General features: G+C 56.2%; 13 protein-coding genes. 6 read left to right on the forward strand and 7 right to left on the reverse strand.

Going from position 1 to position 17,387, the window contains the following annotated elements; genetic code table 11:
- Positions 1 to 154: 154 nt before the first annotated feature.
- A complete protein-coding gene (locus FEM41_RS09575) occupies positions 155 to 1,198 on the forward strand; it encodes a GMP reductase (RefSeq protein WP_138095760.1) in 1,044 nt (347 codons plus the stop codon).
- A gap of 130 nt (positions 1,199 to 1,328) precedes the next feature.
- Here the strand turns inward: FEM41_RS09575 and hofC are convergent, their stop codons facing one another.
- The 4 genes from hofC to nadC all read right to left on the reverse strand — a co-directional run bounded on the left by hofC (position 1,329) and on the right by nadC (position 5,409).
- Positions 1,329 to 2,522 (reverse strand): protein transport protein HofC, encoded by a 1,194-nt coding sequence (gene hofC / locus FEM41_RS09580; protein WP_138099152.1) that lies wholly within the window; start codon positions 2,520 to 2,522, stop codon positions 1,329 to 1,331.
- Positions 2,523 to 2,527: 5 nt separating this feature from the next.
- Positions 2,528 to 3,901: a type II secretion system protein GspE gene (gene gspE / locus FEM41_RS09585; RefSeq protein WP_138095761.1), complete on the reverse strand. Its 1,374-nt coding sequence runs from the start codon at positions 3,899 to 3,901 to the stop codon at positions 2,528 to 2,530.
- A gap of 5 nt (positions 3,902 to 3,906) precedes the next feature.
- Positions 3,907 to 4,344 (reverse strand): prepilin peptidase-dependent pilin, encoded by a 438-nt coding sequence (gene ppdD, locus FEM41_RS09590; protein ID WP_138095762.1) that lies wholly within the window; start codon positions 4,342 to 4,344, stop codon positions 3,907 to 3,909.
- 168 nt (positions 4,345 to 4,512) lie between these two features.
- On the reverse strand, positions 4,513 to 5,409 hold the full coding sequence (nadC, locus tag FEM41_RS09595) for a carboxylating nicotinate-nucleotide diphosphorylase (protein WP_138095763.1): 897 nt from the start codon (positions 5,407 to 5,409) through the stop codon (positions 4,513 to 4,515).
- 86 nt (positions 5,410 to 5,495) lie between these two features.
- Here nadC and ampD point away from each other — a divergent pair, with 86 nt between their 5' ends.
- Together ampD and ampE are read left to right on the forward strand one after the other, a co-directional pair.
- Positions 5,496 to 6,059, forward strand: a complete 564-nt coding sequence (gene ampD, locus FEM41_RS09600; protein WP_138095764.1) for a 1,6-anhydro-N-acetylmuramyl-L-alanine amidase AmpD — start codon at positions 5,496 to 5,498, stop codon at positions 6,057 to 6,059.
- Positions 6,056 to 6,910 carry a beta-lactamase regulator AmpE gene (ampE, locus tag FEM41_RS09605; RefSeq protein WP_138095765.1) on the forward strand — a complete coding sequence of 285 codons (855 nt, stop codon included), beginning with the start codon at positions 6,056 to 6,058 and terminating at the stop codon, positions 6,908 to 6,910. The genes ampD and ampE overlap by 4 nt, the downstream gene beginning before the upstream one ends.
- Positions 6,911 to 7,385: 475 nt before the next feature.
- Here the strand turns inward: ampE and FEM41_RS09610 are convergent, their stop codons facing one another.
- From FEM41_RS09610 to FEM41_RS09620, 3 genes are all read right to left on the reverse strand, one after another.
- Positions 7,386 to 8,342, reverse strand: a complete 957-nt coding sequence (locus tag FEM41_RS09610; RefSeq protein ID WP_138095766.1) for a glycoside hydrolase family 43 protein — start codon at positions 8,340 to 8,342, stop codon at positions 7,386 to 7,388.
- On the reverse strand, positions 8,339 to 9,751 hold the full coding sequence (locus tag FEM41_RS09615) for a glycoside-pentoside-hexuronide (GPH):cation symporter (protein WP_138099153.1): 1,413 nt from the start codon (positions 9,749 to 9,751) through the stop codon (positions 8,339 to 8,341). The genes FEM41_RS09610 and FEM41_RS09615 overlap by 4 nt, the downstream gene beginning before the upstream one ends.
- A gap of 168 nt (positions 9,752 to 9,919) precedes the next feature.
- On the reverse strand, positions 9,920 to 11,290 hold the full coding sequence (locus tag FEM41_RS09620) for an amino acid permease (RefSeq protein ID WP_138095767.1): 1,371 nt from the start codon (positions 11,288 to 11,290) through the stop codon (positions 9,920 to 9,922).
- 536 nt (positions 11,291 to 11,826) lie between these two features.
- Between FEM41_RS09620 and pdhR the strand changes: the two genes are divergently transcribed.
- The 3 genes from pdhR (at position 11,827) to aceF (ending at position 17,346) form a co-directional block, all read left to right on the forward strand.
- A complete protein-coding gene (gene pdhR, locus FEM41_RS09625; protein WP_138095768.1) occupies positions 11,827 to 12,591 on the forward strand; it encodes a pyruvate dehydrogenase complex transcriptional repressor PdhR in 765 nt (254 codons plus the stop codon).
- Positions 12,592 to 12,790: 199 nt separating this feature from the next.
- Positions 12,791 to 15,454, forward strand: coding sequence for a pyruvate dehydrogenase (acetyl-transferring), homodimeric type (aceE, locus tag FEM41_RS09630; RefSeq protein WP_138095769.1), 2,664 nt, complete (start codon positions 12,791 to 12,793; stop codon positions 15,452 to 15,454).
- A 14-nt stretch (positions 15,455 to 15,468) separates the two neighbouring features.
- Positions 15,469 to 17,346, forward strand: coding sequence for a pyruvate dehydrogenase complex dihydrolipoyllysine-residue acetyltransferase (gene aceF / locus FEM41_RS09635; protein WP_138095770.1), 1,878 nt, complete (start codon positions 15,469 to 15,471; stop codon positions 17,344 to 17,346).
- The last annotated feature ends 41 nt before the right edge of the window (positions 17,347 to 17,387 follow it).

The following is a 17,387-nucleotide window of genomic DNA, read 5'->3' on the forward strand; positions in this document are numbered from 1 at the left end:
TTAAGGTAAATTTCCGGGATTGTAGCGTAAAAAAGGAGAATTTCGCAGTCTTGCGGCGTCATTATTAGTGCGTATGATAGCGTCACTGGACCAGGTCGTTGTACCGCCGAAGTCATCACAGCGAACATCACCATTAACCCAGGAAAATCCGCTCATGCGTATTGAAGAAGATCTGAAATTAGGTTTTAAAGACGTTCTTATCCGCCCTAAACGTTCTACCCTGAAAAGCCGCTCCGAAGTCGAGCTGGAGCGCGAGTTCACCTTTAAGCATGCGGGTATTAAGTGGTCTGGCGTACCCATTATTGCCGCCAACATGGATACCGTCGGCACCTTCGAAATGGCACGTCAGCTTGCCAAATTTGATATTCTGACCGCAGTGCACAAGCACTATGATGTTGCGGCATGGAGCCAGTTTGTCGATTCGGCCTCCGCCGATGTGCTGAAGCACGTGATGGTCTCTACCGGAACTTCAGATACCGATTTCCAGAAAACCAAAGATATTCTGGCGCTTTCCCCGGCACTGAATTTCATCTGTATCGATGTGGCTAACGGATACTCTGAGCATTTCGTTCATTTCGTCAGCAAAGCGCGTGCAGCCTGGCCGGATAAAGTGATCTGTGCCGGTAACGTGGTCACCGGTGAAATGTGTGAGGAGCTGATTCTCTCCGGCGCCGACATTGTGAAGGTCGGCATCGGTCCTGGTTCGGTGTGTACCACCCGGGTTAAAACGGGGGTGGGCTATCCGCAGCTTTCCGCCGTGATTGAATGTGCGGATGCCGCGCATGGCCTGGGTGGCCAGATCGTCAGTGATGGCGGTTGCACCATGCCGGGCGATGTGGCCAAAGCCTTTGGCGGCGGCGCTGACTTTGTGATGCTGGGCGGCATGCTGGCCGGTCACGAAGAGAGCGGCGGCAGTATTGTTGAAGAGAACGGCGAGAAATTTATGCTGTTCTACGGCATGAGCTCCGCCTCGGCCATGAACCGCCACGTCGGCGGCGTGGCGCAATACCGCGCGGCGGAAGGGAAAACCGTGAAGCTGCCGCTACGTGGCCCGGTGGAAAATACGGCCCGCGATATTCTTGGCGGTCTGCGTTCTGCCTGCACCTATGTAGGGGCTGAACGTCTGAAAGAGCTGACCAAGCGCACGACTTTTATCCGGGTTCAGGAACAGGAAAACCGGATCTTTAACAGTCTGTAATCTGTGTAAAGGGTGCCTTCAGGCGCCCTTTCAGGTCGATGACAAAGAGGAAAAAAACGTGGTTTTTCCCTCTTCGTGGTTATCAGCCGAAAATCAATGAATTGATTTTCCTTATTTATTTTTCTGACGATTACCCCATTCCAAATGCCTCCCCCAGCCGAAAGACCGGCAGGTACATGGCGATCACCAGAGTACCGATCAGTACCCCCATAATAACCATCACAATGGGCTCCAGGGCACTGCTCAACCCTTCGGCCAGTTCGCGCGTTTTTTCGGTATGCCACTGCGCCAGCTTTTCCAGCATCAGGTCCAGGGTTCCGCTCTCCTCGCCGGTGCGGACAAGCTGCACGCATAGCGGCGTGAAAATTGGTTCCTGCGCCAGCGCCTGAGAAAAGGGAGAACCGTCGGTCACACGCTGGCGAACACGCTGTAGCTGCGACTGCCACCAGTGCGAGGTGAGCGCTAACCCGGCGGCCTCCAGCCCCTGCATCAGAGGGAGACCAGAACGTTGGGTTAATGCCAGCGTGGTATGGATCTGGCTCAGGCGCTGCCCACGAAGCAGTGGCGCAATCAGCGGCAGGCGCATCAGCATACGCTGCTCTTTGTCCTGCCAGCGTTCATAGCGGCGTAGCCATCGCCAGCACAGTAAAAGGGCGGCGATGGCGACGACCAGTATCGGACCATACCGGACCAGCCATGCCGAGAGGTTAATGACTCCCTGCGTCAGAGCCGGAAGCGGGGCAGAGAAGCTCTGGTAGATGGCGGCAAATTCCGGCAGTACGAATCCCACCAGGCCTGCGCATACCAGCAATGCGACCGCCAGTGTAAATAGCGGATAACGCAGCGCCCTGAGCGTTTTTTGGCGTAATTGATAGAGTTGTGCCTGTTGATCGGCCAGGCGTTCGCAGCATTCCGCCAGTTGTCCCGTCTGTTCACCGGTGCGTAATAGCGCGATGAACAGGGGTGGGAAAAGTCCGGACCAGTGGGCCAGGATATCGCTGAGTGTTTTGCCTGCGGCTAATTGTTCTGCAATCTGCGTCAATAGAGCCCGCCAGCCGTCCAGTTCATGAAGTTGCGCTATCAGCCGACATCCCTGCTCCAGTGCTATCCCTGCCTGTAATAGCGCCGCGAGCTGGCGTAGAAAGTGAATTTTCTGCTGCGGATGCCAGCAGCGTCGCCCCGGAGAAGCAACGCTGCGCAACTGTATGGGGCAGAGCAATCGTTCATTCAGATGCGCCAGCGCTTCGCGGCGATGGCGGGCGATCATCACGCCATAATATAGCTGGCCGTCGTCATCCAGCGCTTGCCAGCGCCACAGACGCATAGCGTTCACGGGGCCACTCCTAACACCCGCCACAGTTCCTGAACCGTGGTTAACCCCTGCTCAACGGCATGAAAACCACACTCATGGAGGCCCGGCAGCCCCAGGCCGTTCGCCATTTGGGTAAGCTCTGCCTGCGAGACGCCATTGGCAATCGCCTGGCGAAGGGTTTCGTCTACTGGCAGTAGTTCAAACAATGCGTGGCGTTCATAGAATCCACCATAACACTGCTCACAACCCTGTGGCTGCCAGTCCGGTAACGGTCGCGGCCAGAGATGTGACGGCAGCACGATGTCGGTGTCGCCCCGGATGCGGCAGTGGGAACAGAGGCGGCGCACCAGGCGCTGGGCGATAATTAGCCGCAGGGCAGAGGCAATCTGCCAGCGGGCCACGCCCATTTGTTCCATGCGAGTCAGTGTTTGAACCGCCGAGTGAGTATGCAGCGTGGAGAGTACCAGATGACCGGTCTGGGCCGCTTTAATGGCTATCTCTGCGGTTTCGCCATCGCGGATTTCCCCGACCATGATGACATCCGGATCCTGACGAAGCAGGGATCTGAGTACTGCCTGAAAGGTGAGTCCTGCTCGGGGATGAATCTGCGTTTGGGTTATGCCTTCCAGCGGAATTTCCACGGGGTCCTCTACGCTTGAGATATTCACGCCCGGTTGATTCAGCTCGTTCAGGCCGCTGTAGAGCGTTAGCGTTTTGCCGCTGCCGGTAGGGCCGGTGACCAGCAACAGCCCCTGAGGGCTGTGCAACGCCTGGCGAAAGCAGTTCAGGGCGTCTGGCGTCATACCCAGCGCATCCGGCGTTAGCGGATGGCTGTTGTTGCGCATCAGTCTTAGTACCACCTTTTCACCGTGCTGGCAGGGCAGGGTGGAGATTCTTAATGACAGCGCTTCGCTTTCTACCGTCAGCGTGAACTGGCCATCCTGGGGCAGGCGCCGTTCGGCGACGTCCAGATTGCTGAGTACCTTCAGACGGGTCACCAACGCCCCAGCCATCTCTATCGGGAAAGTGGTTAGCGAATGGAGTACGCCGTCGATGCGCAGGCGGATGCGGCCCTGGGTTGCGCCCGGTTCGATATGAATATCCGAGGCCCGGCGGGTTACCGCTTTGGCCAGCATGTGGCTGACCAGCTCCACGGCACTGTTTGGTACGGTGCTGAACGGCGTGCTGCTCTCCCGGGCGTGCTGATATGTTTCCAGTCGCTCCCGGCTCCAGTACTCCAGTTCCACGCTGCGATTATCTGCGAAGTTGAGGGTTTCCAGCAGTCCGGAAGGGACCTGGTCAGGTACTGCGACCCGAATTCGGCTTTCGTTCATTTCCAGCAGTACGGTCTGATGCTGGCGGCACAGTTGGGCGAGCTCGTCAGGGGACATGATGATTACTCCGTCGCAAAGCGGAAAATTTCTTCGCAGGCGCCCTGCAGGGCATTGGCCTGCGCCACCTTACAGCCGCGCTTCCATCCCGTTATGCCTTCAGCGTTATTCCAGAGTGGCGTGAGGGTAACGGTCAGGCCGGTCAGGCTCTCTTTACCGGTCAGTGTGATAACGCCCTGAGCCACGCTCATTTTCTCTACATAACGGCTGGTAGCTGGTGCAGGGATCCCATTGGTGCCGGCGCTGCAGGGGGATAGTCCACCGCGCTCAAGGGCACAGATTTCAACTGCGGTACGAAAGGGAAGGAAGGTTTGCAACATGTCGGTCAGTGCAGCCTTGCGCAGGTAGTTCTGATAAGCCGGAATGCCGACTGCGCTAAGAATGGCGACGATCCCGATAACGACCATCAGTTCAATCAGGGTAAAGCCTTTCTGGTTGTGCATATGAAGCTCCGTGGTGAGTCGGGTAATGGGCTCACTGTGCAGGAGTCATGGCGGGGTTAGCGAATGGCAAAAACGGGAACGGGAAGCGTGCTTCAGCACAACTTAGCGGCGTTACACGGGTTACATAGGGGGAAGGAATCGCGCCCGCATAACCGGGCGCGTTTGCTATCAGGGAGTGATAAAGCGCATGGAGAGATCGAGCGCACGAATGTGTTTGGTCAGGGCACCGACGGAGATGTAATCAACGCCGGTCAGGGCATATTCCCGCAGGGTCTCTTTGGTGACGTTACCGGACACTTCCAGTTGGGCCTTATTATGGGCGCGGCTCACGGCTTCGCGCATATCTTCTACCGAGAAGTTATCCAGCATAATGATATCGGCACCGGCTTTTAGCGCCTGATCCAGCTCGTCCAGCGATTCCACTTCCACCTCTACGGGTACATCGGGGTGCAGCCAGAACGCTTTTTCAACCGCCTGGCGAATGGAGCCAGAAGCGATGATGTGATTTTCTTTAATCAGAAACGCGTCGGACAGGCCCAGACGGTGGTTGGCGCCGCCGCCGCACTGTACGGCGTATTTCAGGGCGGAACGCAGGCCAGGAACGGTTTTACGGGTATCAAGCAGCTGGGTATGAGTGCCGTTAAGCAGATCCACATAGGATCGTACTTCGCTGGCGACGCCAGAAAGGGTCTGCACAAAGTTGAGCGCGCTGCGTTCACCCGTCAGCAGAACCCGGGAAGGCCCTTTCAGTTCGAACAGTGGCTGATTTTCCTGAACGGTATCGCCATCCTCGACTTTCCAGGTGACTTCCACATCGCCACCCAACTGAATAAACACCTCTTCCACCCAGCGGCGTCCGCAGAATACGCCATTTTCCCGGGTAATCACTACCGCGTGCGAGCGGCTGTCGGCGGGCAAGAGTTGAGCCGTAATATCCTGGTCAGGGTCGACTTCGCCGCCCAGATCCTCACGCAGGGCCTGGGAGACAAGTAAAGGAATATCCAGACTGATACGTTCCAGTAGTGCTTCACGTCGACGGTCGGGGTTATAACGACGGGTCGGCATAGTAAACTCCGAAATGGCTGATTAGCATGACAGAGAAACATGCTACTCTGAACCTCAGCCTGGTTCCACAGAAAGGAGAAGGACGGATGCAGCTGAAAGAGGGCTGGCTGGTCGATGCGCGCAGGGCGCATTCCCCTCATTTTGATGAAAGGCCGGAGGGAGAAATTCCCTCGCTGTTGGTGGTGCACAATATCAGTCTGCCGCCCGGAGAGTTTGGCGGTCCATGGATCGATGCGCTGTTTGCCGGTACCCTGGATCCCGCTGCTAACCCTTATTTTGCCGATATTGCCGGGCTGCGGGTCTCGGCGCACTGTTTGATCCGCCGTGATGGCGAAATCGTACAGTATGTGCCTTTCGATAAGCGGGCCTGGCATGCCGGTGTTTCCTGCTATCAGGGGCGTGAACGCTGCAATGACTTTTCCATCGGTATCGAGCTGGAAGGCACGGATACTGAGCCCTATACCGACGCTCAGTACCGTCAACTGGTGGCGCTGGCTTGCACGCTGATTCAGCGCTATCCGGAGATAGCTGAACATTTGACGGGCCATTGCGATATTGCACCGGAACGTAAAACCGATCCCGGTCCGGCATTCGACTGGCAGCGCTTTCGCAGCGCGCTCACGGCATCTTTGGCGCAGGAGGTTCCATGACGCTGTTTACCCTGTTACTGGTTTTCATTTGTGAGCGTCTGTTTAAGCTCGGTCAGCACTGGCAACTGGATCATCGGCTGGAGGCGCTGTTCCGTCGGGTGAAGCACTTTTCGCTGTGGCATACGCTGCTGATGACGGTGGTGGCGATGCTGGTGGTGGGGCTCTGCCTGCGCGGCTTGTACGGTCTGTTCTTCAACGTGCCGCTACTGGTTTTCTGGATCCTGCTGGGCGTGCTCTGTATCGGCGCAGGGCAGGTACGTTTGCACTATCACGCTTATTTGCAGGCCGCCAGCCGCGACGACAGCAGCGCCCGGGAAGCGATGGCCAGCGAGCTAACGCTGATCCACGGCGTTCCACACGACTGTAACGAAACCGAATTCCTGCGCGAGCTGCAAAATGCGCTGCTGTGGATTAATTTTCGCTTCTATCTGGCGCCGCTGTTCTGGTTTGTGGTCGGCGGCAGCTGGGGGCCGGTAACGCTGGTGGGCTACGCCTTCCTGCGTGCCTGGCAGAGCTGGCTGGCCCGCCATCATACGCCGCATCAGCGTCAGCTATCGGGGATTGATGCGGTGCTGCACGTGCTGGACTGGGTGCCGGTCAGGCTGGCGGGAGTGGCCTATGCGCTGCTGGGGCACGGTGAGAAAGCGTTGCCGGCGTGGTTCTCTTCGCTGACTGATGGCCACACCTCGCAGTATCAGGTATTGACGAATCTGGCGCAGTTCTCGCTGGCGCGGGATCCGCATACCGATAAGATTCAGACACCGAAAGCCGCGGTATCTATGGCGAAGAAGTGCAGCTTCGCCATTGTGGTTGTGGTGGCGCTGCTGACCATATATGGGACGCTGGTGTAGTTAGAATCACCGCCCCATAAGGGGCGGTGACGAGCTTACTTGCTTGCTACGTTGATTACCACTGAGAGCGAGTTGTTGGTGATATTCCATCCCCCATTCCCGGGTGATAACAACGCACCAGAGACAACGAGCACAATACAAAAGTATCGTTCCATTGCGCGGTCCCTGCACAGACCGCTTCGCTTTGACATCACCGGTGATCTCGCAACGAATGCAAGCACGGGGTCGTGCCTGTTTTTACGGTCGTTGGATAGGCTTTCCTTAAACCGGTGCCCGCTTGCTTAAGGCGGCGGAAAGAACCGTTGGGGTTGTATGATATTTGATCACTTGACAGTAAGTTATTTGCAGATAAGAATAACCGTTACGGGGTCGTGCCTGCATTTTGTTGGTAACGAAACTCTGCCGGAAGGGCCGCTTACCCGACCAGCACAAAAAAACCGCCTTAACGGCGGTTTTTTTGTGTCTCTGCACAGCGTCAGTCATGCTCTGGCTGCGGCGTACCAAACTGCGGCATGCCTTGTTTATCCCATTCAAACAGCTGTACCCGGGTATGGCGATTCGGATCGTAGAGCGGATCGCCTTCAATTTCGGTGTAATTGCGGGCGTGAAAGACCAGGACATCTCGTCCGTCCCGTGTGGTGGTAAAGCTGTTGTGGCCGGGCCCGAACTGGCGGTTTTCCCAATTGGTGGTAAAGACTGGCTGCGGTGACTTATGCCAGTTGGCCGGATTCAGCGGACAGGCTTCCATATCTATCCACAGTAGCCCCATACAGTAGTTTTCGTCGGTAGCACTGGCGGAATAGCTGATGAACAATCGGTTACCGTGGGTGACCACTGCCGGTCCCTCGTTAACCAGAAAACCGCGGCACTCCCATTCGAATTCCGGCCTGCTGAGCATGACGGGGTCGCCTTTAAGGGTCCATGGATTTTCCAGCTCCGCCAGGTAGATATTGGAGTTACCCGGAATATCCGGCGCCTTTTGCGCCCACAGATACCACTGCCTGCCCTGATGATGGAATGTGGTGGCGTCCAGAGCGAAAGTATCCCAGGGGGTGACCACCTGACCCTTTTCGATCCAGTGGCCGGTCAGGGGATCGGCATCGGCGCACTCCAGCGCAAACATCCGGTGCTGGAACATATTTAAGGCATCCAGCGTCTTAGTGGCGGCGGCGGCAAAATAGATATACCAGCGGCCGTCAATATGGTGCAGTTCCGGTGCCCAGATAAGCTGGCTCATCGGCCCGCTTTGCGGCTTACGCCATACCACTACCGGCTGCGCTGCCGGTAGTTTTTCAATGTCGGTAGCGTAGCGGATCTCCAGCCGGTCATACTCCGGCACCGAGGCGATAAAATAGTAGCCGTCGCCGTGGCGCAGAATAAAGGGGTCGGCGCGCTGTTCAATCAGCGGATTGGGCCAGGGAGAAGGAGTCATAGCGCTTTCCTTACGATATCAGTTGCGGGTTTCTGTTCTTGCCAGTCGCTCAGTTCCTGATAGCTGGCGCGGCGCTTTTCGAGATCGGCCTGGATGCGCTGCATCAGCGTGCGATCCACCTTCAGCATGCGTACCACGATGGCGGTAATAAAGTAGCCAATGCCGGGAATTACGGTGAATAGCAGCACGATGCCGTTCAGGGCAGGTGCGCTCTGCTGTTTCAAAGAGGCGTCGTAACCAAACCAGGAGAGCAGGAAGCCGACCATGGCACCCGCGACGGCCAGCCCTACCTTAAGGAAGAACAGGTTGCCGGAAAAGCTGATGCCGGTAATACGTTTGCCGGTCTTCCACTCGCCGTAGTCGTCCACGTCGGCCATCAGTGACCAGTGCAGCGGCGAAGGAATCTGATGCAGGATGTTAAGCAGGAAATACATCACCATGATAAGCGTGACGGCGTGAGGATTCAGGAAATAAAAACCACAGGAGAAGAGGGCCAGCGCGATATTGGTCCAGAAGAACACTTTGAGTTTGCACCAGCGGTCGGTCAGCGGTTTTGCCAGGGCGCTGCCGATCATCATACCGACCACCCCCAGGCTGATAAACAGGGTGGCGAAGCTGGTGCTCTGTTGCATAACCCAGGTGACGTAGTACATGGTGGCCGCCATACGGATAAACCCCGGGCAGACGTTGCACAGCGTCAGTAGCAGGATGCGTACCCACTGATCGTTTTTCCAGACGTCTTTCAGGTCCGCTTTCATGGCGTCACGGGCCGGCACTGCCGGGCGAATTCGTTCGCGTACCGTGGTAAAGCAGAACAGGAACATGCACATACCCAACAGCGCCAGCACCGTCATCGCCAGCTGGTAGCCTTTGGCTTTATCGCCGCCGCCGAACCACTCCACCAGCGGCAGCAATGACAGAGAAAGAATCAGCGTGGCGATGCCCACCAGAATAAAACGGTAGGACTGGCAGGCGACTCGCTCGCCGGGATCGCTGGTGATGACACTGCCCAGCGAGCAGTAGGGGATGTTGATGGCGGTATAGGTGATCGACAGCAGGAAATAGGTGACAAAGGCATAGATAACCTTGCTGTTATAGCCCCAGTCCGGTGTGGTGAACATCAGGATACTGAATAGGGCAAACGGCAAAGACATCCACAGCAACCATGGACGAAAACGCCCCCAGCGACTGTGGGTTCGATCGGCAATTGCGCCCATAATGGGGTCGGTGATGGCATCGATAATACGGGTTGAGAGCAGTAGTACCCCCACCAGCGCCGGAGCCAGGCCAAAGACGTCAGTATAAAAATAGTTAACAAACAGCATGATGGCGCCGAAAATAATGTTGCATCCGGCGTCACCCATTCCATAGCCAATCTTTTCTTTTACGGATAATTTGCCGCTTTCCATCTTACGCATCTCCGATACAGGGTATGGACAGGATTATTGGCTGTTACGGTGCCTGGTGCGCAGAAGGATAGCGTCACAGAGATGGACGATCGTGTTGTGAATAACAAAGTGTGAAGAAGATAACAGAGCGCCCGGTCCATTTCTGGCGCCGGGCGTGGAAAAAGAGGGTTACTGTGTCTTCAGCGCTTTCTGGCCACGCTGCTTCAGAAAGTAGCCGATAGCGAGGAATACCAGCCAGAAGGGGATCATGATGACCGACTCGCGCATACCGGCGTGGATACTCATAATCACCAGGATTCCTGCCAGGAAGACCAGGCACAGCCAGTTGCCGAAGGGGTACCACATGGCCTTAAAGCGGGTCTCAACGCCCTGTTGCGCCTTGCTGCAGCGGAACTTAAGGTGCGAGATACTGATCATTGCCCAGTTGATGACCAGCGCGGCCACCACCAGGGTCATCAGGAAGCCGAAGGCTTTGCCTGGCATCAGATAGTTGATCAGCACGCAGAGCGCGGTGGCCGCTGCGGAAACGCCCAGAGCGATATAGGGCACGCCGCGGCGATCCACTTTCAGCAGCGATTTGGGGCCGTTCCCCTGTTTTGCCAGACCGAATAGCATACGGCTGTTGCAGTAAACGCAACTGTTGTACACCGACAGGGCCGCCGTCAGTACCACCACGTTCAGGACGTTGGCGATCAGGTTGCTGTTCAGGTCATGGAAGATCATCACGAACGGGCTGCTACCTTCCACCACTTTGCCCCAGGGATACAGGGAGAGCAGAACGGTCAGGGAGCCAATATAGAAAATCAGTACGCGCCAGATAACCTGGTTGGTCGCCTGGGGAATGGTTTTCTCCGGGTTATCCGCTTCGGCGGCGGTGATCCCTACCAGCTCAAGTCCGCCGAATGAGAACATAATCACCGCCATCGCCATCACCAGTCCGGTAATGCCATAGGGGAAGAAGCCGCCTTCGTTCCAGAGATTGGTTACGCTGGCCTGGGGGCCGCCGTTACCGCTCAACAGCAGGTATGCGCCGAAGGCGATCATGCCGATAATCGCCACCACTTTGATAATGGCGAACCAGAATTCCATCTCGCCGTAGATTTTGACGTTAGACAGGTTGATGAGGTTAATCACCACAAAGAAGCCCAGCGCCGATATCCAGGTGGGGATCTCTGGCCACCAGTACTGGATGTATTTGCCCACGGCGGTGAGCTCCGCCATCGCGACCAGCACGTAGAGCACCCAGTAGTTCCAGCCAGAGGCGAAACCGGCGAAATCGCCCCAGTATTTATAGGCGAAGTGGCTGAATGAACCAGCGACCGGCTCTTCCACCACCATTTCCCCTAACTGACGCATAATCAGGAAAGCGATGAAGCCGCCGATCGCATAGCCCAGGATAACCGACGGGCCGGCCATTTTGATGGTGTCAGCTATCCCCAGGAACAGACCGGTACCGATGGCACCGCCCAGCGCGATAAGCTGAATATGGCGATTTTTCAGGCCGCGCTTAAGCGAGTCGCCGTGCTGTTGACCTTCCATTATGAAACCTCGTATGTGGTAAAACGCCGATTTTCAGCGTTAATGTAACCCTGCTTTTTGTAGGCTGTATTCATTTGTTTACGGATCCGGTTTCGTTATTTATCGGCTTCCGGTTCCGTTCGGCAAAGAATAGTGATAAGCGGCGCCAAATGCACCTGGTTTCTGAGTGGGGAGCGGCGGTGTGTCTAAAAAGAGAGCGTTTGACGCTATCAGGTGAGCTATGTTCCAGAATGCTCGCCAGGTGTTAAAGCGTTTTTAATGAATAATTATTCGTATTTTTCTTTGTTGAATCGGTTCAGATTGCCCTGGTTTTGCGTCTTTATTGTTAAGATTTGTCAGGTTATTCGTAATGCCGTTATTTTTATGTGGTTATGGGGGTGAAATGCATAATCTGTAATCTTGTTAAAAAGTGTCGGCTTTCCTGATTTCAATCAAACCAGGATAGACAGAAGGTGAATACTTTGTTACTTTAGCGTCACGAACATGAAATTGGTATGACCAATTGACTCCGCGGTTATGGCAAAGAATAGGGAACTATGGCCTACAGCAAAATCCGCCAACCAAAATTATCAGATGTGATTGAGCAGCAGCTGGAGTTTCTGATTCTTGAGGGGACGTTGCGCCCCGGTGAAAAACTTCCTCCTGAGCGTGAGCTGGCTCGCCAGTTTGACGTTTCCCGCCCTTCACTGCGCGAGGCTATTCAGCGCCTTGAGGCAAAAGGGCTGCTGCTGCGCCGCCAGGGCGGCGGTACCTTTGTACAAAGTAGTCTGTGGCAGAGCTTCAGCGATCCGCTGGTGGAGTTGCTGACCGACCATCCCGAATCTCAGTTTGATCTCCTGGAGACCCGTCACGCGCTGGAAGGCATTGCGGCTTACTACGCGGCACTGCGCGCCAACGAAGAGGATCGGGCACGCATTCGCGTCTGCCACGAAGAGATCGAACGAGCCCAGAAGGCCGGGGATCTGGATGTTGAATCCAGCGCCGTCGTTAAATATCAAATCGCCGTGACGGAAGCGGCACACAACGTAGTACTGCTTCATTTGCTACGCTGCATGGAGCCGATGCTGGCGCAGAATGTTCGACAGAATTTTGAATTGCTCTATGCGAGGCGCGAGATGCTGCCTCTCGTGAGCAGCCATCGCGCCCGAATTTTCGAGGCGATTATGGCGGGGGAGCCGGAGCAGGCGCGTGAAGCCTCGCACCGCCACCTCTCCTTTATTGAGGAAATCTTGCTGGATCGCAGCCGTGAGCAAAGCCGACGCGAACGCTCAATGCGCCGCCTGCAGCAACGTAAGGATTAGAGTTTGTGCGAGGGCCGTGGCCCGTGCTTCGGCGGTCGTCGGGCGCAGGAACAGGGGGCTCGCTGTAAGCTCAAAAAAGCGCCCATTTTTAGAGCGCGGCAACTAAACGCAGAACCTGTCTTATTGTGCTTTGGTAAGTCAGAGTGCAATGGGACAGGTTCCAGCATAATCAACGTATTAGATAGATAAGGAATACCCCATGTCAGAACGTTTACAGAATGACGTGGATCCGATCGAAACTCGCGACTGGCTACAGGCGATCGAATCGGTCATCCGTGAAGAAGGCGTTGAGCGCGCCCAGTTCCTGATTGACAACCTGCTGAACGAAGCCCGTAAAGGCGGCGTTAGCGTTGCCGCAGGCGCTGGGTCTACAGGTTATATCAACAGCATTAATGTTGATGATGAACCGGAATATCCGGGTAACCTGGACCTGGAACGTCGCATCCGTTCTGCGATTCGCTGGAACGCTATCATGACCGTGCTGCGTGCCTCCAAGAAAGATCTGGAGCTGGGTGGCCACATGGCATCCTATCAGTCCTCTGCCACCGTTTATGAAGTGTGCTTTAACCACTTCTTCCGCGCTCGCAATGAAAAAGACGGCGGCGACCTGGTTTACTTCCAGGGCCATATCTCCCCGGGCGTTTACGCGCGTGCTTTCCTGGAAGGTCGCCTGACCGAAGAACAGATGAACAACTTCCGTCAGGAAGTTCACGGTAACGGCCTGTCTTCCTACCCGCACCCGAAACTGATGCCGGAATTCTGGCAGTTCCCGACCGTCTCTATGGGTCTGGGTCCGATCGGCGCCATCTATCAGGCGAAATTCCTGAAGTACCTTGAGCACCGCGGCCTGAAAGACACCTCCGCTCAGACCGTTTACGCCTTCCTGGGCGACGGCGAGATGGACGAGCCGGAATCTAAGGGCGCAATCACCATCGCAACCCGTGAAAAGCTGGACAACCTGGTCTTCATCATCAACTGTAACCTGCAGCGTCTGGATGGACCGGTCACCGGTAACGGCAAGATCATCAACGAACTGGAAGGCATCTTCGGCGGCGCCGGTTGGGAAGTGATCAAGGTTATCTGGGGCGGACGCTGGGACGAGCTGCTGCGTAAAGATACCAGCGGTAAGTTGATGCAGCTGATGGGCGAAACCGTCGACGGTGACTATCAGACCTTTAAATCGAAAGATGGCGCTTACGTGCGTGAGCACTTCTTTAACAAGTATCCGGAAACCGCCGCACTGGTGAAAGACTGGTCCGACGATGAAATCTGGGCGCTGAACCGCGGCGGTCACGATCCGAAGAAAATCTATGCGGCACTGAAGAAAGCGCAGGACACCAAAGGCAAACCGATCGTCATCCTGGCCCACACCATCAAGGGCTACGGCATGGGCGACACCGCCGAAGGCAAGAACATCGCTCACCAGGTGAAGAAAATGAACATGGACGGCGTTCGCTATGTGCGCGACCGTTTCAATGTGCCGGTGGCCGATGCCGATATCGAAAAACTGCCGTACGTCACCTTCCCGGAAGAGTCCGAGGAGATGAAGTACCTGCGCGCCCAGCGTGAGAAGCTGAATGGCTACCTGCCGACCCGCAGCACCCACTTCAGCGAAAAACTGGATCTGCCGACTCTGGAAGATTTCACTGCGCTGCTGGAAGAGCAGAACAAAGAGATCTCCACCACTATCGCCTTTGTGCGTGCCCTGAACGTGATGCTGAAGAACAAGTCGATCAAAGACAGGCTGGTGCCGATCATCGCCGATGAAGCGCGTACTTTCGGTATGGAAGGTCTGTTCCGTCAGATTGGTATCTACAGCCCGAACGGCCAGCAGTACACTCCGCAGGACCGTGAGCAGGTGGCTTACTACAAAGAAGACGAGAAAGGTCAGATTCTGCAGGAAGGCATTAACGAGCTGGGTGCTGGCGCATCCTGGCTGGCGGCTGCCACCTCATACAGCACCAACGACCTGCCGATGATCCCGTTCTACATCTACTACTCGATGTTCGGGTTCCAGCGTATCGGCGATCTGTGCTGGGCAGCAGGCGATCAGCAGGCTCGCGGCTTCCTGATTGGCGGTACTTCCGGTCGTACTACGCTTAACGGCGAAGGTCTGCAGCACGAAGATGGCCACAGCCACATTCAGTCGCTGACCATCCCGAACTGTATCTCTTACGATCCGGCTTACGCCTACGAAGTGGCGATCATCATGCATGATGGTCTGCACCGCATGTATGGCGAACAGCAGGAGAACGTTTACTACTACATCACTACGCTGAACGAAAACTACCACATGCCGGCGATGCCGGAGGGTGCCGAAGAGGGTATCCGTAAGGGTATCTACAAGCTGGAAACCCTGGAAGGTAGCAAAGGTAAGGTTCAGCTGATGGGCTCTGGCTCCATCCTGCGTCACGTGCGTGAAGCCGCGCAGATTCTGGCCAAAGACTACGGCGTGGGTTCTGACGTGTATAGCGTCACCTCCTTCACTGAGCTTGCCCGCGACGGTCAGGACTGTGAGCGCTGGAACATGCTGCACCCGCTGGAAACCCCGCGCGTGCCGTATATCGCTCAGGTGATGAACGATGCTCCGGCAGTCGCTTCTACTGACTATATGAAACTGTTCGCCGAGCAGGTTCGTACCTACGTACCGGCCGATGACTATCGCGTGCTGGGTACCGACGGGTTCGGCCGCTCCGACAGCCGTGAGAACCTGCGTCACCACTTCGAGGTTGATGCCTCCTACGTGGTGGTAGCGGCTCTGGGCGAACTGGCTAAACGTGGTGAGATCGATGCGAAAGTGGTGGCTGAAGCCATCAAGAAATTCGACATCGATGCAGATAAAGTCAACCCGCGTCTGGCATAAGAGGTAAACAGATAATGGCAATCGAAATCAACGTACCGGATATTGGCGCCGACGAGGTCGAGGTCACGGAGATCCTGGTGAAAGTGGGTGACAAAGTTGAAGTTGAACAGTCACTCATCACCGTAGAGGGCGACAAAGCCTCTATGGAAGTCCCCTCGCCGCAGGCGGGGGTGATCAAGGAGATCAAAGTGGCCGTGGGTGACAAAGTCGCCACTGGATCCCTGATTATGGTTTTCGATTCCGCCGATGGCGCAGCTGCTGCTGCGCCCGCGCAGGAAGAGAAGAAAGAAGCCGCAGCACCGGCCGCCGCCAGTGCTGCTAAAGAAGTCATGGTACCGGATATCGGCGACGACGAAGTCGAAGTCACCGAAGTCATGGTCAAGCCTGGCGATAAAGTTGAAGCAGAGCAGTCGCTGATCGTCGTAGAAGGCGATAAAGCCTCTATGGAAGTGCCGGCACCGTTCGCGGGCGTGGTGAAAGAGCTGAAGATAGCCGTGGGCGACAAGGTGAAAACCGGTTCGCTTATCATGGTCTTCGAAGTGGCGGGCGAGGGCGCTGCTGCGCCAGCACCGGCTGCTGAAGCCGCTCCGGCGGCCGCACCTGCCGCTTCTGCTGCCAAAGAGGTTAACGTACCGGATATCGGCGGTGATGAAGTCGAAGTGACCGAAGTGATGGTCAAGCCTGGCGATAAAGTTGAAGCCGAGCAGTCGCTGATTGTCGTAGAAGGCGATAAAGCCTCTATGGAAGTACCGGCACCGTTCGCGGGCGTGGTGAAAGAGCTGAAGATAGCCGTGGGCGACAAGGTGAAAACCGGTTCGCTTATCATGGTCTTCGAAGTCGCAGGCGCCGCACCGGCACCGGCACCGGCTGCAGCCCCTGCGAAGCAGGAAGCCGCGCCAGCCGCTGCTCCGGCATCTAAGCCTGCCGCAGCCCCTGCCGCTGCCGGTAAGTCCGAGTTCGCCGAGAACGACGCCTACGTACACGCCACTCCGCTGATCCGCCGCCTGGCGCGCGAATTCGGCGTGAACCTGGCGAAAGTGAAAGGCACTGGCCGTAAAGGACGTATCCTGCGTGAAGACGTTCAGGCTTACGTGAAAGACGCTATCAAGCGCGCTGAGTCTGCACCGGCAGCCAGCGGCGGCGGCCTGCCGGGCATGCTGCCGTGGCCGAAAGTGGACTTCAGCAAGTTTGGTGAAATCGAAGAAGTGGAGCTGGGCCGTATCCAGAAGATCTCTGGTGCTAACCTGAGCCGTAACTGGGTGATGATCCCGCACGTAACCCACTTCGACAAAACCGATATCACCGATCTGGAAGCTTTCCGTAAGCAGCAGAACGCCGAAGCTCAGAAGAAGAAACTGGACGTGAAGATCACGCCGGTCGTCTTCATCATGAAGGCCGTAGCTGCCGCGCTGGAGCAGATGCCGCGCTTTAACAGTTCGTTGTCTGAAGACGGTCAGAAGCTGACGCTGAAGAAATACATCAACATCGGCGTAGCGGTGGATACCCCGAATGGCCTGGTGGTTCCGGTATTCAAGGATGTTAACAAGAAAGGCATCATTGAACTGTCCCACGAACTGATGGCGACCTCTAAGAAGGCACGCGACGGCAAGCTGACGGCCGGCGATATGCAGGGCGGCTGCTTCACCATCTCGAGCCTTGGCGGTCTGGGGACCACCCACTTCGCGCCTATTGTTAATGCGCCGGAAGTGGCCATCCTTGGCGTTTCCCGCTCCTCTATGGAGCCGGTATGGAACGGTCAGGAGTTCAAACCGCGTCTGATGATGCCTATCTCGCTCTCTTTCGATCACCGGGTGATTGATGGCGCAGACGGGGCGCGTTTCATCACTATCATCAATAACCTGCTGTCTGACATTCGCCGTCTGGTGATGTAACAGCGAGCTAAAAAGCCGGCCCTTACTGGCCGGCTTTTTTC

This window comes from Jejubacter calystegiae, from assembly GCF_005671395.1.
Lineage (GTDB): Bacteria > Pseudomonadota > Gammaproteobacteria > Enterobacterales > Enterobacteriaceae > Jejubacter > Jejubacter calystegiae.

What these genes read in the sequence shown, in the direction of transcription:
- gspE (WP_138095761.1), bottom strand. Translation starts at nt 3,901, where the DNA reads ATGTCCCCTGACGAGCTCGCCCAACTGTGCCGCCAGCATCAGACCGTA.
- aceF (WP_138095770.1), top strand. Translation starts at nt 15,469, where the DNA reads ATGGCAATCGAAATCAACGTACCGGATATTGGCGCCGACGAGGTCGAG.
- ppdD (WP_138095762.1), bottom strand. Translation starts at nt 4,344, where the DNA reads ATGCACAACCAGAAAGGCTTTACCCTGATTGAACTGATGGTCGTTATC.
- hofC (WP_138099152.1), bottom strand. Translation starts at nt 2,522, where the DNA reads ATGCGTCTGTGGCGCTGGCAAGCGCTGGATGACGACGGCCAGCTATAT.
- FEM41_RS09615 (WP_138099153.1), bottom strand. Translation starts at nt 9,751, where the DNA reads ATGGAAAGCGGCAAATTATCCGTAAAAGAAAAGATTGGCTATGGAATG.
- ampE (WP_138095765.1), top strand. Translation starts at nt 6,056, where the DNA reads ATGACGCTGTTTACCCTGTTACTGGTTTTCATTTGTGAGCGTCTGTTT.
- pdhR (WP_138095768.1), top strand. Translation starts at nt 11,827, where the DNA reads ATGGCCTACAGCAAAATCCGCCAACCAAAATTATCAGATGTGATTGAG.
- FEM41_RS09610 (WP_138095766.1), bottom strand. Translation starts at nt 8,342, where the DNA reads ATGACTCCTTCTCCCTGGCCCAATCCGCTGATTGAACAGCGCGCCGAC.
- FEM41_RS09575 (WP_138095760.1), top strand. Translation starts at nt 155, where the DNA reads ATGCGTATTGAAGAAGATCTGAAATTAGGTTTTAAAGACGTTCTTATC.
- aceE (WP_138095769.1), top strand. Translation starts at nt 12,791, where the DNA reads ATGTCAGAACGTTTACAGAATGACGTGGATCCGATCGAAACTCGCGAC.
- FEM41_RS09620 (WP_138095767.1), bottom strand. Translation starts at nt 11,290, where the DNA reads ATGGAAGGTCAACAGCACGGCGACTCGCTTAAGCGCGGCCTGAAAAAT.
- ampD (WP_138095764.1), top strand. Translation starts at nt 5,496, where the DNA reads ATGCAGCTGAAAGAGGGCTGGCTGGTCGATGCGCGCAGGGCGCATTCC.
- nadC (WP_138095763.1), bottom strand. Translation starts at nt 5,409, where the DNA reads ATGCCGACCCGTCGTTATAACCCCGACCGTCGACGTGAAGCACTACTG.